The 17,985-nt window shown below is 66.0% G+C and carries 21 protein-coding genes; 10 read left to right on the top strand and 11 right to left on the bottom strand.

Annotation, left to right across the window (positions count from 1 at the left end):
* Positions 1-2 precede the first annotated feature (2 nt).
* Positions 3-566 (bottom strand): cytochrome b, encoded by a 564-nt coding sequence (locus EN861_RS24725; protein WP_127279307.1) that lies wholly within the window; start codon positions 564-566, stop codon positions 3-5.
* A gap of 125 nt (positions 567-691) precedes the next feature.
* Positions 692-1,177: a MarR family transcriptional regulator gene (locus EN861_RS24720; protein WP_245464426.1), complete on the bottom strand. Its 486-nt coding sequence runs from the start codon at positions 1,175-1,177 to the stop codon at positions 692-694.
* A gap of 122 nt (positions 1,178-1,299) precedes the next feature.
* On the opposite strand from EN861_RS24720, the gene EN861_RS24715 reads away from it, so the two are divergent.
* Both EN861_RS24715 and EN861_RS24710 read left to right on the top strand, forming a co-directional pair.
* Positions 1,300-2,115, top strand: coding sequence for a p-hydroxycinnamoyl CoA hydratase/lyase (locus tag EN861_RS24715; RefSeq protein WP_127279308.1), 816 nt, complete (start codon positions 1,300-1,302; stop codon positions 2,113-2,115).
* Positions 2,116-2,153: 38 nt separating this feature from the next.
* Positions 2,154-3,668: an AMP-binding protein gene (locus EN861_RS24710; protein ID WP_245512101.1), complete on the top strand. Its 1,515-nt coding sequence runs from the start codon at positions 2,154-2,156 to the stop codon at positions 3,666-3,668.
* Positions 3,669-3,681: 13 nt separating this feature from the next.
* Here the strand turns inward: EN861_RS24710 and EN861_RS24705 are convergent, their stop codons facing one another.
* The gene (locus tag EN861_RS24705; protein WP_135866147.1) at positions 3,682-4,407 is read right to left on the bottom strand and encodes a 3-keto-5-aminohexanoate cleavage protein; all 726 of its coding nucleotides are present in this window, start codon (positions 4,405-4,407) and stop codon (positions 3,682-3,684) included.
* Between the two features lie 198 nt (positions 4,408-4,605).
* On the opposite strand from EN861_RS24705, the gene EN861_RS24700 reads away from it, so the two are divergent.
* Positions 4,606-4,800, top strand: coding sequence for a hypothetical protein (locus tag EN861_RS24700; protein WP_189343722.1), 195 nt, complete (start codon positions 4,606-4,608; stop codon positions 4,798-4,800).
* Between the two features lie 102 nt (positions 4,801-4,902).
* Here the strand turns inward: EN861_RS24700 and EN861_RS24695 are convergent, their stop codons facing one another.
* A complete protein-coding gene (locus EN861_RS24695; protein WP_135866142.1) occupies positions 4,903-7,008 on the bottom strand; it encodes an EAL domain-containing protein in 2,106 nt (701 codons plus the stop codon).
* A gap of 232 nt (positions 7,009-7,240) precedes the next feature.
* Between EN861_RS24695 and EN861_RS24690 the strand changes: the two genes are divergently transcribed.
* The gene (locus tag EN861_RS24690; protein ID WP_135866140.1) at positions 7,241-7,690 is read left to right on the top strand and encodes an ester cyclase; all 450 of its coding nucleotides are present in this window, start codon (positions 7,241-7,243) and stop codon (positions 7,688-7,690) included.
* A gap of 59 nt (positions 7,691-7,749) precedes the next feature.
* On the opposite strand, the gene EN861_RS24685 is transcribed toward EN861_RS24690, so the two are convergent.
* Together EN861_RS24685 and EN861_RS24680 are read right to left on the bottom strand one after the other, a co-directional pair.
* Entirely contained in the window at positions 7,750-8,283 is a 534-nt protein-coding gene (locus tag EN861_RS24685) for a hypothetical protein (protein ID WP_189343721.1), read from the bottom strand.
* Positions 8,284-8,390: 107 nt separating this feature from the next.
* Positions 8,391-8,717, bottom strand: a complete 327-nt coding sequence (locus EN861_RS24680) for a DUF1330 domain-containing protein (protein ID WP_127279716.1) — start codon at positions 8,715-8,717, stop codon at positions 8,391-8,393.
* Between the two features lie 175 nt (positions 8,718-8,892).
* Here EN861_RS24680 and EN861_RS24675 point away from each other — a divergent pair, with 175 nt between their 5' ends.
* From EN861_RS24675 to EN861_RS24650, 5 genes are all read left to right on the top strand, one after another.
* Positions 8,893-9,585, top strand: a complete 693-nt coding sequence (locus EN861_RS24675; RefSeq protein ID WP_127279717.1) for a helix-turn-helix domain-containing protein — start codon at positions 8,893-8,895, stop codon at positions 9,583-9,585.
* An 87-nt stretch (positions 9,586-9,672) separates the two neighbouring features.
* Positions 9,673-10,788 (top strand): bifunctional DNA-binding transcriptional regulator/O6-methylguanine-DNA methyltransferase Ada, encoded by a 1,116-nt coding sequence (ada, locus tag EN861_RS24670; RefSeq protein ID WP_135866419.1) that lies wholly within the window; start codon positions 9,673-9,675, stop codon positions 10,786-10,788.
* 22 nt (positions 10,789-10,810) lie between these two features.
* Positions 10,811-11,026 (top strand): hypothetical protein, encoded by a 216-nt coding sequence (locus EN861_RS24665; protein WP_245464454.1) that lies wholly within the window; start codon positions 10,811-10,813, stop codon positions 11,024-11,026.
* Positions 11,027-11,322: 296 nt separating this feature from the next.
* Positions 11,323-11,874, top strand: a complete 552-nt coding sequence (locus EN861_RS24655) for a methylated-DNA--[protein]-cysteine S-methyltransferase (RefSeq protein ID WP_135866135.1) — start codon at positions 11,323-11,325, stop codon at positions 11,872-11,874.
* A complete protein-coding gene (locus EN861_RS24650) occupies positions 11,871-12,614 on the top strand; it encodes a 2OG-Fe(II) oxygenase (protein ID WP_135866133.1) in 744 nt (247 codons plus the stop codon). The genes EN861_RS24655 and EN861_RS24650 overlap by 4 nt, the downstream gene beginning before the upstream one ends.
* 9 nt (positions 12,615-12,623) lie before the next feature.
* Here EN861_RS24650 and EN861_RS24645 read toward each other — a convergent pair whose 3' ends face one another.
* Complete coding sequence (locus EN861_RS24645; protein ID WP_127279721.1) at positions 12,624-13,526, bottom strand: LysR family transcriptional regulator; 903 nt, start codon at positions 13,524-13,526, stop codon at positions 12,624-12,626.
* Positions 13,527-13,647: 121 nt separating this feature from the next.
* Between EN861_RS24645 and EN861_RS24640 the strand changes: the two genes are divergently transcribed.
* Complete coding sequence (locus tag EN861_RS24640; RefSeq protein WP_135866130.1) at positions 13,648-14,562, top strand: alpha/beta hydrolase; 915 nt, start codon at positions 13,648-13,650, stop codon at positions 14,560-14,562.
* A 4-nt stretch (positions 14,563-14,566) separates the two neighbouring features.
* Here EN861_RS24640 and EN861_RS24635 read toward each other — a convergent pair whose 3' ends face one another.
* The 4 genes from EN861_RS24635 to EN861_RS24620 form a co-directional block, all read right to left on the bottom strand.
* Entirely contained in the window at positions 14,567-15,508 is a 942-nt protein-coding gene (locus EN861_RS24635; protein ID WP_135866128.1) for a sigma-70 family RNA polymerase sigma factor, read from the bottom strand.
* Positions 15,505-16,038, bottom strand: coding sequence for a dihydrofolate reductase family protein (locus tag EN861_RS24630; RefSeq protein ID WP_135866126.1), 534 nt, complete (start codon positions 16,036-16,038; stop codon positions 15,505-15,507). The genes EN861_RS24635 and EN861_RS24630 overlap by 4 nt, the downstream gene beginning before the upstream one ends.
* 2 nt (positions 16,039-16,040) lie before the next feature.
* A complete protein-coding gene (locus EN861_RS24625; RefSeq protein ID WP_135866124.1) occupies positions 16,041-16,979 on the bottom strand; it encodes an alpha/beta hydrolase in 939 nt (312 codons plus the stop codon).
* Positions 16,980-17,088: 109 nt separating this feature from the next.
* On the bottom strand, positions 17,089-17,964 hold the full coding sequence (locus tag EN861_RS24620; protein ID WP_135866122.1) for an SDR family oxidoreductase: 876 nt from the start codon (positions 17,962-17,964) through the stop codon (positions 17,089-17,091).
* Positions 17,965-17,985: the final 21 nt, after the last annotated feature.

Here is a 17,985-nt window from a genome sequence, read left to right as displayed (position 1 = left end):
GTTCAGCCGCCCTGCCCGGACGATGGATCGGGCAGGCCCGGCAGCATCTGGCTCAGCACCCGGTCGCGAAGGAAGACGTGATGGAAGATGGCGGCGGCCGCGTGCAGGCCGGCGAGCCACATCATGATATCGCCGAGCGTGCCGTGGATCTCGGTCAGCGGAGCGCCCCAGGTGCCGGAAAACGGACCGATCGCTCCCAGCCCATAGACAGTGACCGGATGGCCGCCGAACAAGGCGCCGGCCATGGCTGTCGCCGGCACCGCGAACAGCAGCGCATAGAGCGCCCAATGCGTTGCCTTGGAGGCGACCTCCATCCAGGCCGGCATGACCGGAGCATCGGGAATGCGATCGAAGCGGCGCCAGATCAGGCGAATGGCCAGCAAGCAGAAAACGGCGAAGCCGAGCGACTCGTGCAGCAACAGCGTCGATGCCCTGGCCGCTGAATAGACCCGCTCCGGAGGGCCACCCGCGGAGACCAGGAAGGCAATGAGCACCAGCAGTGCCGTCAGCCAATGAAATGCCTGAGCGAGGCGTCCGTAGCGGGTTGTCGTACCGGATAGCGACATGCGAGAGCTCCAAAGCTGTTTGACATCTCCATCGCCCTCGAATGTGGCCTTATTTCATCTGTCCTCAAATGACATGGGTTGCCGCGCGGCTGGCGGCGCTGTGTTCGCCGGCGGCTGGCAAGGTCCTAGCCTTGCTCCGTCCAGATGAGGCGCAGCAGGCGAAGCAGCGTTGCCCGCTCCTTGGCTGTCAGCCGATGCAGGAAGCGGTCTTCGTGCCGGCGAACCTGTTGCCGCCATCCGGGCATGGCCTTGCGTGCGGCCGGTGTCAGGGTCAGCACCTGTACCCGCTTGTCGTCGGCATGGTCGTCGCGTTCGACCAGCCCCCGCCCCTCGAGTTCGGCGAGCAGCGGCGCCATGTTGGCGCTCTTCATGCCGAGCTGGCGGCAAAGTTCCGCGGCACGGATGCCGGGTTGTTCGTCGATCAGCGCCAGCATGCCGTAGGTCACCGGGCGCAGCGCCGCATCGGCCAGTTCGACCGCGAAATCACTCAAGGCCAAGGTCGAGGCACGCCTGAGATTGTAGCCGATCTGCGCGTCGAGCGCGTCTTCGGCCATCGCCCCCGGCTCACCGGGATCGGGGCGCGCACTGGGACCGGTGTGAATCTCTTCCATGTTGAACCGATCGCCGCGATCAAAGTCCTTGTCAAGCAGAAAAGACTATGCGACATAGCAAATATATAGCTATGCATCATAGCAATTTCCGTGCATGTGAAATCCAAGGGAGGACACTGACCATGACCGAAGAGCCCGTTGCCTTCGATGTCGAGAATGGCATCGCCTGGGTGCGATTCAACCGGCCGGACAAGCGCAATTGCATGAACCCGCCGCTCAACCGGCGCATGATGGAGGTTCTGGACGCGCTCGAATTCCGCGACGATGTCGGCGTGCTGGTGCTATCGGGCGAAGGCAGCGCCTGGTCGGCGGGCATGGATCTCAAGGAGTATTTCCGCGAGACCGAAGCCAAGGGCCTCGGCGCCATCCGCAAGGCGCAGTCCGAAGCCTATGGCTGGTGGCGGCGCCTGCGCTGGTATGGCAAGCCGACCATCGCCATGGTCAATGGCTGGTGTTTCGGCGGCGGCTATGGTCCGCTCTTTGCCTGCGATCTCGCCTTTGCCGCCGACGAGGCGCAATTCGCCTTGTCCGAGATCAATTGGGGCATCCTGCCCGGCGGCGGCGCCACTAAGGTGGTGGTCGATCTCCTGTCGATGCGCGACGCCATGTACCACGCGCTGACCGGCGAGCTCATCGACGGCAGGAAAGCCGCCGCCTGGAAGCTGGTCAATGAAAGCCTGCCGCTGGCCGATCTGAAGACGCGTGTCACCGAGGTCGCGAACGTTCTTTTGAAGAAGAACCCGATTGCCCTGAAGGCGACCAAGGATGCCATCCGCCGTGTCGCCGAGATGACCTACGACAATGCCGAGGACTATCTCGTGCGGGCGCAGGAAGCGGCCAACTTCCATGACAATGACGGCCGCAAGGAAGGCATCCGCCAGTTCATCGACGAGAAGAGCTACAAACCGGGTCTTGGCGCCTACGACAAGGCCAGATGACGCAATAAACCATCGACGCAATCTGGGAGGAGATGCGAATGCCGGCCTGGACGACATCGGATCCCGTGGCCCTGCACGCCGGGACGCAGCCGGATCGTCTTGCCTGCGTCGACCTGGCATCCGGCCGGCGCTGGACTTATGCGGCGCTCGACCGGGCCATCCAGCGCGCCGTCGGCGTCCTCGAAACCGCCTGGGGCCTCGAACAGGGGCAGCGGATCGCCACGCTTGCCCGCAACAGCGCCGACCTGCTTATCCTGCAGCAGGCCGCGATGCGGCTCGGCGCCGTCTTCGTGCCGCTCAACTGGCGCCTCGCCGGCGCCGAACGGCAGGCGATCCTGGCCGATTGCGGCCCGGTGTTGCTGCTGCATGACGCGCCACTCGAAATAGCGTTGCCGGTAGGCTGCCTGTCGGTCGAAGTCGCGGCCTTCGCAAGGGCGGTCGAGGCCCAGGCACCTGCGCCGCGCCGTCCCTTGCCGGACAGCGATGCACCGTCGATCATCCTCTACACGTCGGGCACCTCGGGCCGCCCGAAAGGCGTCGTCGTCACGGAGCGCAACGCCTTGGCCACGGCGGTCAATTTCGGTGTGCTCGGGCGCGTCGGCAATGCCAGCGTCTTCCTCTGCGATGCCCCGATGTTCCACGTCATCGGTCTCGTCACCAGCCTGCGCCCGCCGCTGCTGCAGGGCGGCACGGTGATGATCTCGCCCGGTTTCGATGCCGCTGCCACCAACCGCCGCCTGGCCGACCCCACGCTTGGCGTCACCCATTATTTCTGCGTGCCGCAGATGGCCAGGATGCTGCGGGAACACCCCGACTTCGCGCCGGCGCGCTGGACGTCCCTCACAGCCATCTTCACCGGCGGCGCGCCGAACCCGGCCATCGATATCAACTGGTGGCTGGCGCAAGGCGTCCGCATGGTCGATGGCTTCGGCATGACGGAAGCCGGCACCGTGCTTGGCATGCCGGTCGAGGCCGAACGGATCGCCCGCAAGGCCGGCTCGGCCGGCCTGCCGGCGCCGACGATCGGCCTGCGCATTGTCGACGACGACGGCCAGGACGTCGCCGCCGGTGAACCGGGCGAGATATGGCTGTCCGGCCCCTCGATCACGCCGGGCTACTGGAACCGGCCGGAAGAGACGGCGCGCGCCTTCACCAGCGATGGCTGGTTGCGCACCGGCGACATCGCGCGGCGCGATGACGAAGGCTTCGTCACCCTCGTAGACCGCCGCAAGGACATGTTCATCTCCGGCGGCGAGAACGTCTATCCCATGGAAATCGAGATGGTGCTGCTCGACCATCCCGACATCGCCGAAGCTGCCGTGATCGGCGTCGCCGACGAGCGCTGGGGCGAAGTCGGCCGCGCCTTCGTCGTGGTCAAATCCGGTCGGGTCCTGGATCCGGCCGCTCTGGCAAGTCACTGCGCCGCCCACATCGCCCGCTACAAGGTGCCGAAGGAGTTCTTGCTCGTCGAGGCGCTGCCGCGCACCGCGTCCGGCAAGATCCAGAAACACATTTTGCGTGCCTGGACAGCACCGGACGGCCAGCGAGTCTGAAGCGGGCCGCGGTTCAGCTCATACTCGTGGAGCGAAACATCGCCACTGCCGCGGCCACGATCTGCGCATTGTCCTTCGCCACCGTTCCGTCGGTCAGCGTCTTGCCGTCCTCCAGCCCGACCCGTGTCGACCAGCGCCTTTGCCGCGCAAGCTCCACGAACGGCCAGACAGTGCCGTCGACGCCGTGCAGCAGGATCGGCCGCCGCACGCCGGCGCGCTCGAGCACGGCGGCGATGCCGTGCGCCTCGTCGAGGGCAGTGGGCAGGTCCGGCATGTCGATCTCGATCAGGATGCGCAGCACGCGGCCGTGATCGGCGAGCGCCACGAAGCGCTCGGCATCTTCCGTGGTGGCAAGCCCCGCCTCGATGCCGACGCCCTGCCTGCGCAACAACTCCATCACAGCAGGCGCGTCGGCTTCGGAGAGATTGACCGAGGCATAGTCGGGCAGCTCGCGCCAGGCCGCGATCGCCGCGCGGGTCCGCGCCACATCGTTCTCGATCCAGGCGCCGGTCGATACGCCTATCAATGTGCCCGGACAGGCCTGGCGCACGGCAAGGACCGTCATATCCACCGCCGCCAGGCTTTCGCGCCCGTCGGCGCCCCGCGGATGGATGTGCAGTTCGGCCGCACCCGCGGCAACGCAGGCCGCCGCATCGCCGGCCATCGCTTGCGCCGTCAGCGGCAGGCTGGGATGGAAATCGCGCGGACGCGCGCCGTTGATGCAGGCTTGGACGATCATCGATTTCACCTCGGACAAAAGAGCGCAGTCTAGCCGCGCCGCCACACCGCGCAAAGCCGCGGCGCCGCCACTCCTGACACGGCGGCGCCATCGCCGCGCGGCATTTGCCAGCATTTGAATTAAAAGCGCCTGTGGATATTTACCCCACCTTGCGCCAGGCCGGCCAAAATACATTAGGGCGGGATCATGGAGGGACCATTGACCAGCGATTTTTCAGCCGCCCGGCTCCATCTCGAACGCGCCTACCACTATCTGCGCGGCAATGACGAGACGAGCCGTTCGACATGCGAGGCCCTCGACCTGTTGATCGAGACCGTGGCGGAAGCACAGCACAGGAAGCCGGAACCGGGGGTACTGGAATTTTCGCGAGTGGCGGCGCGCCGGCTCGGCTGAACAGAACGCGTCGCGCTGAACGGATTCAGTCTGCGCATCAAGTCTTCGTCTTCACGCATGTCGCTATCCAGGTCGCTTTTGGAGCGACATGCGTTTTGTCCATCAGGACGCCATGCGTCTCGATGCGCCGCCGGCCATTCGCGCCGCCCGCGCCACGATCCGCTCCAGCGGTTCGGGCCGGTGCAGCAGAAAACCCTGGCCGAACTCGACGCCCATGTCATCCAGCATGGCCACCGTGTCCTGCCGCTCGATCTTCTCGGCGACGACTGCGCAACCGAGGCTGCGGGCAATGCTGGTGATTGCCAGCACGATCTCGCGGTCGAAGCGGCTTTCCGTGACGTGCTCGATGAAGGAGCCGTCGATCTTGATGGCATCGACCGGAAAGCGCCTGAGATATTCGAACGAGCTCATGCCGGCGCCGAAATCGTCGAGGCTGACCCTGCAGTGCCGCTCGCGCGCCTTGCGCACGAAGGTTTCGGCGGCATCGAAATTGGTAACGGCGGCGGTTTCGGTGATTTCGAAGCCGATGCCCGAATGCGGCGCCCCGGTTTCCTCGATGATGCTGTCGACGAAGTCCCATAGTCCCGGATCGCTCAGCGTCTGCGCCGACAGGTTGAAGCCGAGCGTGATCGCGCCGGATTTCATCGTCGCGCCGTGCCGCGACAGCGCGGTGCGGATGATCCAGCGATCGAGCCGCGCGGCAATGCCGAAGCGCTCCGCCGCCGGTATGAACTCGCCGGGCGGGATCAGCCGACCGTCCTTTCCGGCAAGCCGCGCCAGCACCTCGACATGGCGGTTCTCTTCCCAGGGCCTGCCCAGCCGGTGGATCTCCTGGCCGAACAGCTTCAGCCTGCCATCCTCCATGGCGTCCACCGTGTCGGCGGCGAGCCGTGCCGCGTTGAGGCCGCCCGAGCCGGAGACGGCATCGGTCGAAAACAGCGCGAAGCGATCGCGCCCGGCGGCCTTGGCCGCGTAGCAGGCATCGTCGGCGCAGGCCAGCGCGTCGGCCACCGTGGTGACGCGGTCGCGGACGATGGCGATGCCGATGCTGGCGGCCAGCCGGCGTGAGGTCGCGGCAACGCCGAGATCGGCGTCGCGCACGGCCGCCAGGATGGCGCCGGCCAGCCGCTCGGCCTGCACGGCGTCGCAATCGGGCACCATCAGCGCGAACTCGTCGCCGCCGAGCCGCGCCGCATGCGCCGATGGCGGCAGGCAGCGGCCAATGCCCGCGGCGACGCTCTTCAGCGCCAGATCGCCGGCGGCATGGCCGGCGAAATCGTTGAGCGCCTTGAAGTAGTCGAGGTCGATGTAGAACACCGCGAGCGGCACGCCCGTGGCGATATGGTCGGCGAGCAGCCTGTCGAAGGCGGCGCGGTTCCACAAGCCGGTCAGCGCGTCATGGCGGGCGGCGAAGGCAAGCTCCTGTTCGCGCAGCTTGTCCTCGGTGATGTCGCGCACCGTGCCGAGAACCAGGCCGGCCGCGCCCGCCGCGGCAACGAAGCGCACCAGCGACTCGACATGGCGGATGGCGCCGTCGCGCCTGATGATGCGGTATTGCGAGGCGGTAACCTTGTCCGAGCCGGGCGTCGGCAAATGCGCCTGCTCGGTGGCTTCCTTGTCGTCGGGATGCAGATAGGTATGCCAGAGGCCGCCCGACACTTCGTCGGTGTCGGCAACGAGGCCGAATATGTCCCGCGTGCGGGCGTCCCAATAGCTCTTGTTGGTGGCCATGTCATAGTGCCAGATACCGGTGCCGCTGGCGGCGAGCGCCAGGCGGAAGCGCACATTGACCTGTTCGAGCGCGGCCTCGGCCGCCTTCTGCTTCGAGATGTCGGTCTGCACGCCCATCAGCCTGAGCGGCTTGCCGTCGACGTCGCGCTCGACGATGCCGCCGCGGTCGAGCACCCATATCCAATGGCCCTGCTTGTGCTTGAGCCTGAGTTCGGTTTCGATGGCGTCGGTCAGCCCGGCAATGTGGCGGTCGCCGCTGGCCAGCGCCCGCTCGCGGTCGTCGGGATGGGTCAGTTGCAGCCACAGGTCGCTGGTGTTGGCGAGTTCATCCTCGCCGTAACCCAGCATTCGCGCCCAGGTCGCCGAATAGAAGCTGTCGCCGGTGCGAAGATTCCAGTCCCAGACGCCAAGATGGGCGCTCTCCAGGGCCTTGGCCCAGAACGCTCCGTTGCGATTTTTCCTGCCCTGCCGCGCCATCGTCCGTTTCGCCTGCCCCATCCCGCGGGGCAATCTGCGGCAAAACCAGAGAAGAAAGCGTTACTTGTCGCGCAAGGCGGCGGAGGTGCGCCGCCATGACCGGCCGTTGCTGCTCTGAGCCTTTCGATTGGCCGGCAAGATCCGGAGTTTTGCGCGCGTCGGGTCGTCCTAGGGATGGCTGGGGATCATCGACACAGGTGATCTCCAAACCAGACAAGAAGAGGACCTCCCTATGACCAAGCAGGAAGACAACAAGGCCGTCGTCGTCAGATGGTTCACCGACTTCTGGGGTGAAACCTGCGACCTCTCCGTCGTCGACGCCGTCGCCGCGCCCGACATGCTGCTGAAATATTCGCTGCACGAGCCGCGCCGCGGCCGCGACGACATCAAGGCCTTCATGACCGATTTCCGTGCCGCTTTCCCGGATCTCAACTTCTGGGCGACCGCCGATCTCATCGCCGAGGGCGACTATGTCGTCGGCCAGTGGGAGGGCGGCGGCACGCATACCGGCCCGGCCTTCAGCGATTTCCTCACCGGTTCGCTGCCCGCCGCCACCGGCCGCACCATGCGGTTCACCGGCACCACGGTGCTGAAGGTGATCGACGGCAGGATCGTCGAGGAAATCGGCCTCGACGACGGCGTCGCCGCCCTCGCCCAGCTCGGCCTGATCAAGGCCGCCTGAGAGCCTCATGCAATTCGAGAGTTCGGCCAGGCGGCGTTGTCGCCGCCTGGCCGTGCCGTTTACTGGCTCGGTGCCATCACGTGCTCGCATGACACTTTCGGGTTCATGTCGGCGAAGGTGCCGGTCGGGTTGCCTTTCCAGGCCCAGACATGCAGTTCGTAGAATTCACCCAGGCCATAGCGGTTGGGCGCGCTGTTGAAGTTGAACAGCTGTCCCTCGAGCGACGCCGGCCCCTTCGAGGTGATGTATTCGACCGCCACCAGCTTCAGCGTGCCGTCGGCCATCGGCTCGTACATCACCGCTTCGGGACGGGCGATGTCGATCTTGTCGTCCTTCAGATACCCGCCATTGACATAGTGGATGCCCATGGCGCCGCCGGTGATGCCGCTGGCGCAGGGAATGGGCGCATAGCCTTCCGCCGTCGCGGCGTTGACGTCGAGAAACCGGCTGTTGGCTGCCCGCACCTTTTCGGCCAGCGGATTGGCATCCTGCGCGCCCGCCGCCTCCTGATGCGCCTGTGCGAAGGTCGTGCAGACGGCCAGCACGGCCCCCACCATGAGAAGCCCGTTGCGAAAGTTTGATTCCATATCCATTCCTGTTGAAAAGGCACGGCTGGCCGGCCGCCGACAATACGGCGGCGCGACAGGCAAGCGCCGTGGCTGTTGTTGCGTGGAGATCCCGAAAACGCGGCGAATGCCGGTCATCCCTTCGGCAGGTACGGGATCGTTCCGGCCAGATCGGTGTCGTCGATCAGCTGGAAACGGCTGTCGCTGCCGTCCTGGCGGGCCGAAACGAAAGGCGCATAGGCCGGATCGCTGGTGAAGGCGCGCGCCGCGGCTTCCGACGGGAAAGCCATCAGGGCGATCAGCGTCGTGTCGAGCGGCATGCCTTCGAGCGTCGTCACATTGCCGCTTCGCGACAGATATTTGCCGCCATGCTTGTGGACGAGGTCGTGCACCGAGGCGGCGTAGGCCGGGACCCACTTCGGGTCCTTCATCTTGATGTCCGCGATAACGTAAGCAGTCATTGTGGTCTCCTGGTTGCGGCGCACAGGGGTATCCCGTGCACCGGCCAAAGGGCTCGCATGGCAGGGCCAGCGCCAGCCAGTCCGCGATCTGTACCGGGCCGGTACAGTTTCTGTACTCGCCGCTTCAATCACGAAGGACTAATGTTGGCCGCAGGTTCGAGGGAGAGGCACAGTCATGACCCAGCACGGATACAAACAGTTCTGCCCGCTATCGATGGCCGCCGAGGTGCTGTGCACCCGCTGGACGATGGTGCTGATGCGCGAGCTCGTGGCGGGGTCGACCCGCTTCAATGACCTGCGCCGCGGCGTGCCGAAAATGTCGCCGACCCTTCTGTCGCAACGGCTGAAGGAGCTTGAGCTGGCGGGGATCGTCGAGCGCAAGGAGGTCCAGGGAGAAAAAGGGATCTTCGACTACCGGCTGACCGAGGCCGGCCGCGATCTGCGTCCGGTCGTCGAGGCGATGGGGTTCTGGGGCCAGAAATGGGTCGAGTCCCGGCTGTCGCTGAAGAATCTCGATCCGTCGCTGCTGATGTGGGACATGCGGCGCAATTTGAACCCTTCGCCGCTGCCGGAAGGACGCACGGTGATACAATTTCTGTATCAGGAACTCCCCGCTTCCAAACGCTCCTGGTGGCTGATCGTCGAAAAGCACGGCGAGGTCGACCTGTGCTGGTACGATCCGGGCTTCGACGTCGACCTCTATGTCTCGACCGACCTGCACACGATGACGGCGATCTGGATGGGATTGCTCACCGTCGAGAAGGCCGGCGCGAAGGTCGTCCTGACCGGCGACCAGGCCATCGGCAGGCAAATGCAGACCTGGCTCGGCCTCAGCCCCTTCGCGGTGGAGCCCAAGCGCGCGGCGTAGGACAGGCCGGGGGGTCGTCGGACGCGATCTGCGCCGTTCGGCAGGAAACGGGTGGCGAGGCGGCCTTTTGGCGGCTTCTATGCGCTTATGTTCATCACCCTGACCAAACATCTGCAACCCGCGCCACTGCCGGTGGACGACGATCCGCGCTGGGCGCGCATCGTGGCGCGCGACAAGTCGGCCGATGGCGCATTCTGGTATTCGGTGGCCACGACCGGCGTCTATTGCCGGCCGTCCTGCCCGTCGCGGCGCGCCAACCCCGCCAATGTCCAGTTGCACGACACGTTACAACAGGCGAAGGCGACAGGCTTTCGCCCATGCCGGCGCTGCAATCCGGACGGCCCTTCGCTCGAAGCCGCCAACGCCGCGATGGTCGCCGATGCCTGCCGCAGGATCGAGGCGAGCGAGGACGAGCCCTCGCTCGCCGAACTGGCTGATGCCGCCGGCCGCAGCCCCGGCTATTTCCACCGCGTTTTCAAGGCGCTCACGGGGCTGACGCCGAAAGATTATGCAGCGGCCCGGCGTGCCGCCCGCGTCCGCCAGGGGCTGGAAGACGGCGTCAGCGTGACATCGGCGATCTACGATGCGGGCTTCAATTCGAGCGGGCGTTTCTACGAAAAGTCGACCGGCATGCTCGGCATGACGCCGACGCGCTATCGCGCCGGCGGCGCCAACGAAGAGATCCGCTTCGCCGTCGGCGAAACTTCGCTCGGCACAATCCTGGTCGCATCGAGCCGCAAGGGCGTCGCCTCCATCCTGCTCGGCCAGGATCCCGACGCGCTGGTGCGCGACCTGCAGGACCGTTTCCCCAAGGCGCGGCTGGTCGGCGGCGACGGCGACTACGAGGCGCTGGTCGCCCGCGTCGTCGGCTTCGTCGAGGCGCCGGCGCTCGGTCTCGACCTGCCGCTCGACGTGCGCGGCACCGCGTTCCAGCAGCGCGTCTGGCAGGCCTTGCGGGACATCCCGGCCGGCCACACCGTTTCCTATGCCGAGATCGCGCGGCGTATCGGCGCGCCGAAGGCGACCCGCGCCATCGCCGCCGCCTGCGCGGCCAACGCCCTTGCGGTCGCTATTCCCTGCCACCGCGTGATCAGGAAGGACGGCGCCCTGTCGGGCTATGCCTGGGGCGCGGAGCGCAAACGCGCGCTGCTCGACCGCGAGGCCGGCGGGACGGCGACGACCTACCGGTCCTCGCGGGCCTGACGAGGATTCGGCAATGCGCGCGATGGCCAGGTCTCCCACCACCGGTGCCAACAGCCAGATCGCCAACGGCGCTGCCGTCAGAGAGGACGCGAAGGCGCTGGTCATGGCCGCCATCGGCGAACTGGTCCACGGAGGCAAGGCTGAGTGGAACCGCACCGCCACCGGCGAGATCGAGCTGCGGCTGTTATCAGGCGAGGTGTTCTTGCTCGGCGAGGCCTGCGTCACGCGTGTCGCCTAGTACACCTCACACTCTACGGCGCCCCCCTCTGTCCTGCCGGACATCTCCCCCACAAGGGGGGAGATCGGCAGTTTTGGCGCCCCGCTCATTCTTGCAACGTTGGAAATTGGCGAAGGCGATGATGACATCCAATCTCCCCCCTCGTGGGGGAGATGTCCGGCAGGACAGAGGGGGGCGCCGTAGAGCACCTGCCTCCGCGTCGTCAGGCGCCCGAGATTTGAATTTGAAAGTAAGCATCGGAGTGAGGAACATCCGGCCCGTCGCTAGGGTTCAGGCACACAGAAGGAGTGAAGGCAATGAACCACATGCAAACCCATATGCCGGCGACGGGCGCCGGCGCCGCCCTGGAGACCATCACCTATGCCATCGGCCAGTCCGCGCTTGGACGCATCCTCGTGGCGCGCAGTCCTATCGGCATCTGCGCCATCCTGATCGGTTCCGACGCCAATACGCTGGAACAGGACCTCGCCAACCGCTTCCCCGGCAGGGTGCCGCTCGAAAACGAGGCCGGCTTGCGCGACGATCTCGTGGCGATTGCGCGCTTCATCGAAATGCCCGGCGCCGGCCTCGACCTGCCGCTCGATCTCAGCCACGGCACGCGCTTCCAGCGGCGCGTGTGGGACGCGCTGCGCACGATCCCATGGGGGGCCACCATCACCTACACCGCCCTTGCCCGGCGCCTCGGCATGCCGGACGGCGCCCGCGCCGTGGCGACGGCCTGTGCCGCCAACCCCATCGCGCTCGGCATTCCCTGCCACCGCGTGCTGCGCGCCGACGGCTCGCTGTCCGGCTACCGCTGGGGGATCGAACGCAAGCGCGCCTTGCTCGAGCGGGAGTCGGCGATATGAACGCCGACGCCAGGGTTGCCCCATCGCTGGTCGAAGCCGCCGAGACACGGCTCGCCGCCTACGACTGGCCGGCGCTCACCACCGAGCTCGACGGCTTCGGCTGCGCGGTGATGGAAAAGCTGCTCTCACCCGAAGAGTGCCGGCAGCTCGCCGGCCTCTACCCCCAGGAACAGCATTTCCGCAGCCACATTCACATGGCCAGGCACGGCTTCGGCAAAGGCGAATACCGCTATTTCCGCTATCCCCTGCCCCACCTGATCGGCGGCCTGCGCGGCGCGCTCTATCCCAGGCTGGCCGAGGTCGCCAATCGGTGGAACGAGCGCATGGGGATCGCCATGCGCTACCCCGCCACGCATGCCGCGTTCCTCGACCAGTGCCATGCCGCCGGCCAGGTCAGGCCGACGCCGCTTTTGCTGCAATATGTGCCTGGCGACTTCAACTGCCTGCACCAGGACCTCTATGGCGACCTCGCCTTCCCGCTGCAGGTGGCGATCCTGCTTTCGGAGCCCGGCGAGGATTTCACCGGCGGCGAATTCGCGCTGACCGAACAGCGGCCGCGCATGCAGAGCCGGGTCGAAGTGGTGCCCTTGCGCCAGGGTGATGCGGTGGCCTTCGCCGTCCACAACCGGCCGGTGCAGGGCACGAAAGGCAATTACCGCGTCAATTTGCGCCACGGCGTCAGCCGGCTGCGCTCAGGCATGCGCCACACGGTCGGCATTATCTTCCATGATGCCAGGTGAATGCCGGCCTCATGCTTCCCAGTAGGGCGGGTCGCCAAACACATCGCGCAGCCATGCGGTGAGCGCTCGCAGCTTGGCCGATCCGCGCCGGTCCTCGGGAAAGGCCATGTAGATGCTGGCTCCTTCCGGCTCGGCGCCGACATCGACGCTCACCAGCCGCCCGTCGGCGATTTCCGCCTGGATGAAATAGGCGGGAAGCAGGGCCAGGCCGAGGCCGGCAAGCGCGGCATCGCGCATCAGGATCCCGTTGTTGACGCGCAACGTGGTCTGAGGGCGGACAGTCGTCAGCCGCCGTGAAACCTTGAACCGCCAGTCGGCGGCGCCCCGTATGGAATAGATGATGCCCTTGTGGCGTTTCAGGTCCTCGACGGTCCCGGGCCGCCCGAATGTCTCGAGATAGTCCGGCGCGGCCACCAGGAAGCGCCGGCTGGAAGCCAGCTTCCTGACGATGACGGGGCCGTCGTCGACCACTGGCCCGTGACGCAAAATGGCGTCGTAGCCGTCGGCCACTATGCTGACGAAGCGGTCGTCGAGATCGAGCGTCAGCTCAATCCCCGGATGCTTGGCCAGGAAGCCATACAGCGCCGGGCCGAGATGCAGGATTCCGAAACTGGTCGGCGCCGCTATTCTGAGCGGCCCGGCGAGTTCACCGCGGCGCTCGGCGATCTCGGCGCTGGCATCGGCCACCTCCTGCATGATGCGCTTGGCGCGTTCATAGAAACTTCGTCCTGTCTCGGTGATGGAAAGCTTGCGCGTCGTGCGGTCCAGCAGCTTCGTGCCGAGGCCGCGTTCGAGTTCCGACAGCCGCTCGCTGATGACGGATTTCGACAGCGCCATGCGCCGGGCCGCTTCGGTGATCGAACCGGATTCCGCCACGGCGACAAAGGCGGCGGCGGCTTCGAGCTTCAGCATTGTTCGGCTTTCCCGAATTCACAATCAGGCGTCCGTCGCCTAACGAAATCAAGGGCATGGTGTCATAGTTCACAAAACCGCGATACCGCGGTGATAGAACAAAATCTCCAGGAGTGCTTACATGTTTCGTCCTTTGGTCATCGTGCTCGGGTTGTTGGCAATGAGCGTTCCGGCCTCGGCCCGCGTGGTCGCCTTTCCTGCCAGCTTCAAGACGCAGACGATCAAGACCAACGGCACCAGCCTGCACGTCCGCGTCGGCGGTAAGGGTCCGGCGATCGTGATGCTGCATGGCTTCGCCGATACCGGCGACATGTGGGCGCCGGCCGCGATAGCCCTGATGAAGGATCACACGGTGATCGTGCCGGACCTGCGCGGCATGGGCCTTTCGGCGCATCCCGACGACGGCTACACCAAGAAGAACCAGGCGGTCGACATCGCCGGCGTGATGGATGCGCTGAAGATCGACAAGGCCGACCTGGTGACGCACGACATCGGCAACATGGTCGGCTACGCGCTGGCCGCGCAATATCCCAAGCGCATCACCAAATGGGTCGTCATCGACGCGCCGCTGCCGGGCATCGGCGACTGGGACAAGATCAAGCAGAGCCCGCTGCTGTGGCACTTCAACTTCCGAGGCCCCGACATGGAGCGGCTGGTCGCGGGTCGCGAGCGCATCTACCTCGACCGCTTCTACAACGAACTGTCGGCCGACCCGAAGAAGATCGACGAGGCGACGCGCGTCCACTACGCAAAACTCTATGCACGGCCGCATGCCATGCATGACGCCTTCGAGCAGTTCAAGGCATTCGACCAGGACGCCATCGACAACCAGGCAATGCTGGCCGGCAGCGGCAAGCTGTCCATGCCGGTGCTCGCCGCGGGTGCGGAAAAATCGGCCGGCACCAGCCAGGCCGACATCCTGCGCCTCGTCGCCAGTGACGTGACCGGAGCCGTCGTGCCCGCTTCGGGTCATTGGATCATGGAGGAAAACCCCGATGCCACCGTCAAGCTGATCACGGATTTCCTCTCCAGGTAACGGCCTATCGGGTCACTCCGTCGGCGGCGATCATGTCTAGTATCCACGGGCAGGCATAATAGTCTGCGATGCGGTCGATCGCCCCACCGGTCGCACGGATTCGCACCAGATAGGCCGGCCGCCAGACCTCGCCATATTGCCTGTCGACGACCAGCATGATCTCCCCTTCGATCGTGCCTGGCCGCATGCGCCAGGGCAGCTCGCTGCGCTCATATTCGACGAAGTAGGGCGAGCGGGAGAGCAGGCCGTTATAGCAGTCCGAGACCCGCAGCCGCGCGTCGGCGCTGGTCAGAGCCCGCACCCCGTCCCAGTCCCTGGCATTGAAGAGCGCGACATAGCGGCCAAGCAGCCGCTCCAGTTCAGGATCATGCGGCGGCACCGCGACCGGTTGCGCGGGCAAGGCGGCGAGCTTGGCGCGGCCGCGATTGAGCGCCGACTTGACGCCGCCCGATGTCGAACCGACCAAATCGGCGATCTCGTCCAGCGAATGGTCGAAGACGTCCTTGAGCAGCACGCAGGCGCGCTCCTTCGGCGGCAAGTGCACCACCAGCCGCTCGATGGCGCGGCCGGCGCCCGGACCGGCCGGCTCGACCGGCAACACGATGTCGTCGTTGGCATAGAAGGCTTCGGCCGCATACCGCGTGCGGCGATTGCGGATGAAATCGATGCACCTGTTATGCGCGATGCGGAAAAGCCACGGCCGCAGCGCCTGCGCATCGTCGAGCAGCTCGATCTTGCGATAGGCCTCGAACAGCGCCTCCTGCATGATGTCCTCGCCATCCAGCGCCGAGCCGGTCATGCGCGCGCAATAGCGATGCAGCCTGGCGCGCAGATGCGAAACCGTCTCCAGGAACGCGGCATAGCGCAGGTCGAACACGCGGTCGGGCTCAGGCCAGGCCCGCATGGCCTGCGTCGTGTCGGGGGATTTGCGGATCTGCTGGTTCATCGCGGCACATAGGTCAGGGTCACCACGCCATTGTCGAAACGATGCGTGCCGACAAGATCGAGATCGACCGGTCCGACATCGTCGAAGGCGCGCTTGCCCTGCCCGACCCATGTCGGCACGATCGACAGATGATACTCGTCCACCAGCCCCGCGCCAAGCAAGGTGCGGTCGAGCTGCGACACCCCATATTTGAGGATGTCGCCGCCCGGCTGGCGTTTCAGCGCCGCAAGCGCCTCGGCGACATCGCCCTCGATCAGCGCGGCATTCCACCCCACCGTCTTCAGCGTCGTCGAGGCGACCAGCTTCTTCAGGCCGTTGATGCGGTCCATGTACGGGCTATCCCTGATATCTGGCCAGCGTGCGAAGAACATCTCGTAGGTGACGCGGCCAAGCAGGAAGAACTCGACGTTCGAAAGCGCCTGCAAGGCATGGTCCACATTCTCCCCGACGAAGAACGGCGAGGCCCATGTCATGGGTCCCTCGATGACGCCATCCAGCGAGACGAAACTCGACACGATCAGCCGCCGCATGCTCACGCCGCCCTTTCGCTGGTCTTCTCACCGGCTGCCGGCAGCCCCAGTCTCGGCCGTACCCAGGTGGCGAAGCGGGCAATGGCATCATCGGCTTCCGGCGCCCGCCCGGCCATCATCTGGAAGGAGTGCAGCATGCCGTCGAAGACGTCGAGCCGGGTCTCGACGCCTGCCTGTCTCGCCCGCTCGGCGAACATGCGGCTTTCGTCGACCAGCGTCTCGTCGGCGCCTGCCTGCAGGAAGATGGGTGGAAAGCCGGAGAGGTCGGCGTAGAGCGCGCTGACCTCGGGATCGCGCCGATCGGCATCGCCGATGAAATTGGCCGCCAGCCAGTCGACGCCAGCCTTGGCGAAGGCCGGATCTTTTTCGCGGTTAGTCTCGTAGCTGGCAGCGGTCATCGCCATGTCGAACCAGCCGGAGATGATCAGCGTGGCAACGGGCAGCGGCCGCCCCTGCGCGCGCAGCCGCTGCAGGACGCCATAGGTCAGCACCGCGCCGCAGGAGTCGCCGGCGATCACGATCCGCCGGGGGTCGAAGCCTTGGTCGACAAGCCAGTTCCAGGCTGCCATCGCCGCCTCGAGCTGGGCCGGATGCTTGGCCTGATGCGCCAGCGGATAATCGTAGACCAGCGCCCGGCAGCCGACGGCCTTGGCGAGATGGCCGACCAGCTTGCGGTGGGTGTAGATCGAGCCGCCGATGAAGCCGCCGCCATGCGCATAAAACAGCACCCGCTGCTCGTCGGCGCCCTTGGGCATGACCCACATCGCCGGCACGCCGCCAGCATCGACCTCGATATAGTCAACGCCGCGCGGCTCGCCGGTCAGCGCCGTCCAATGGACATCGTTGTGGTCGATGATCGCCTGCGGGCTGGTCAGCCTGCTCGCATTGGCCGCGATCGCCGCGTAATGGTTCCTGTTTGCCTCGCTCTCGATGCTCGCCATGATATTCTCCTGGGGTTGCGGATCGCGGAAGGCGCGACCTTCGAAGGCAGAGACGTACGGGCAGGCAAAAAGGATACGTGGCGGTGGGCGCTTTTTTTTGCGGACGCGCTCAGCCGCCAAACATCGCGGCATGCCGCCGGGCGAATTCGACGAACGGCGTCGGCCGCACGCCGAACATCTCATGCGTGGCCAGATGCACCCGCGATTTCGGCCGCCGCCGCCGCTCCGCCAGTTGCTCGTCGAGCGCATCGGCGAAGTCGGCAGGGACGCCGGCGGCCAGCAGATTGCGCCGGCGCTCCTGCGGGCTGACATCGACATAGCGGACCGGCTTGCGGATCCCTTGCGAAATCCGCGCCGCGATGTCGCTCATGGTCAGCGCCTCGGGTCCGGTCATGTCGAGGCTCTCGCCTTCGTGGCCGCCATCGCGCAGCAGCCGGACGGCGACCTTGGCGATGTCCTCGACATCGACCGGCGACAGTTCGGTATCGCCGAGCGCGAGATAAAAAGCGCCTTCCGCGGCAATGGTCGGCGCGTCGCGCAGATAGACTTGCATGAACTGGCTGGGGCGCAGGTGGGTCCACGCCATGCCCGCTCCCTCCAGATAGCGCTCGACCTCCTCATGCATGCGCGTGAAGCGGAACTTGGTCGCGTCATAGCCGATGTTGGATTCGGCACCGGAAAACTTCACCACATGCGCGACGCCGGCCTGCTTGCAGGCGTCGATGAACCGGCACTGCGTCTCGACCATGTCTTGCGCGGCGGTCGAAATCATCAGCACGCGATCGATGCCGTCGAGTGCCGCGCCAAGCGTCTCCGCCCGGCGCATATCGCCTTCGATCAGGTCGACGCCCGCAAGTCCGCCGAGCCCTGCCGCGGATGCCCGGTCCAGATCGCGAACCAGCGCCCTCACTTGATACTTCTGCCGTGCGAATTCGCGCACGATTGCCTTGCCGTTCAGGCCGGTGGCGCCTGTCACCAGGATCATGGTCTGTCTCTCCATTCAGCA

The sequence above is a fragment of the Mesorhizobium sp. M8A.F.Ca.ET.218.01.1.1 genome (genome assembly GCF_004791165.1).
GTDB lineage: Bacteria > Pseudomonadota > Alphaproteobacteria > Rhizobiales > Rhizobiaceae > Mesorhizobium.
Note: the sequence above shows the minus strand (reverse complement) of the source record. Positions and strands in the feature narration are given on the sequence as shown.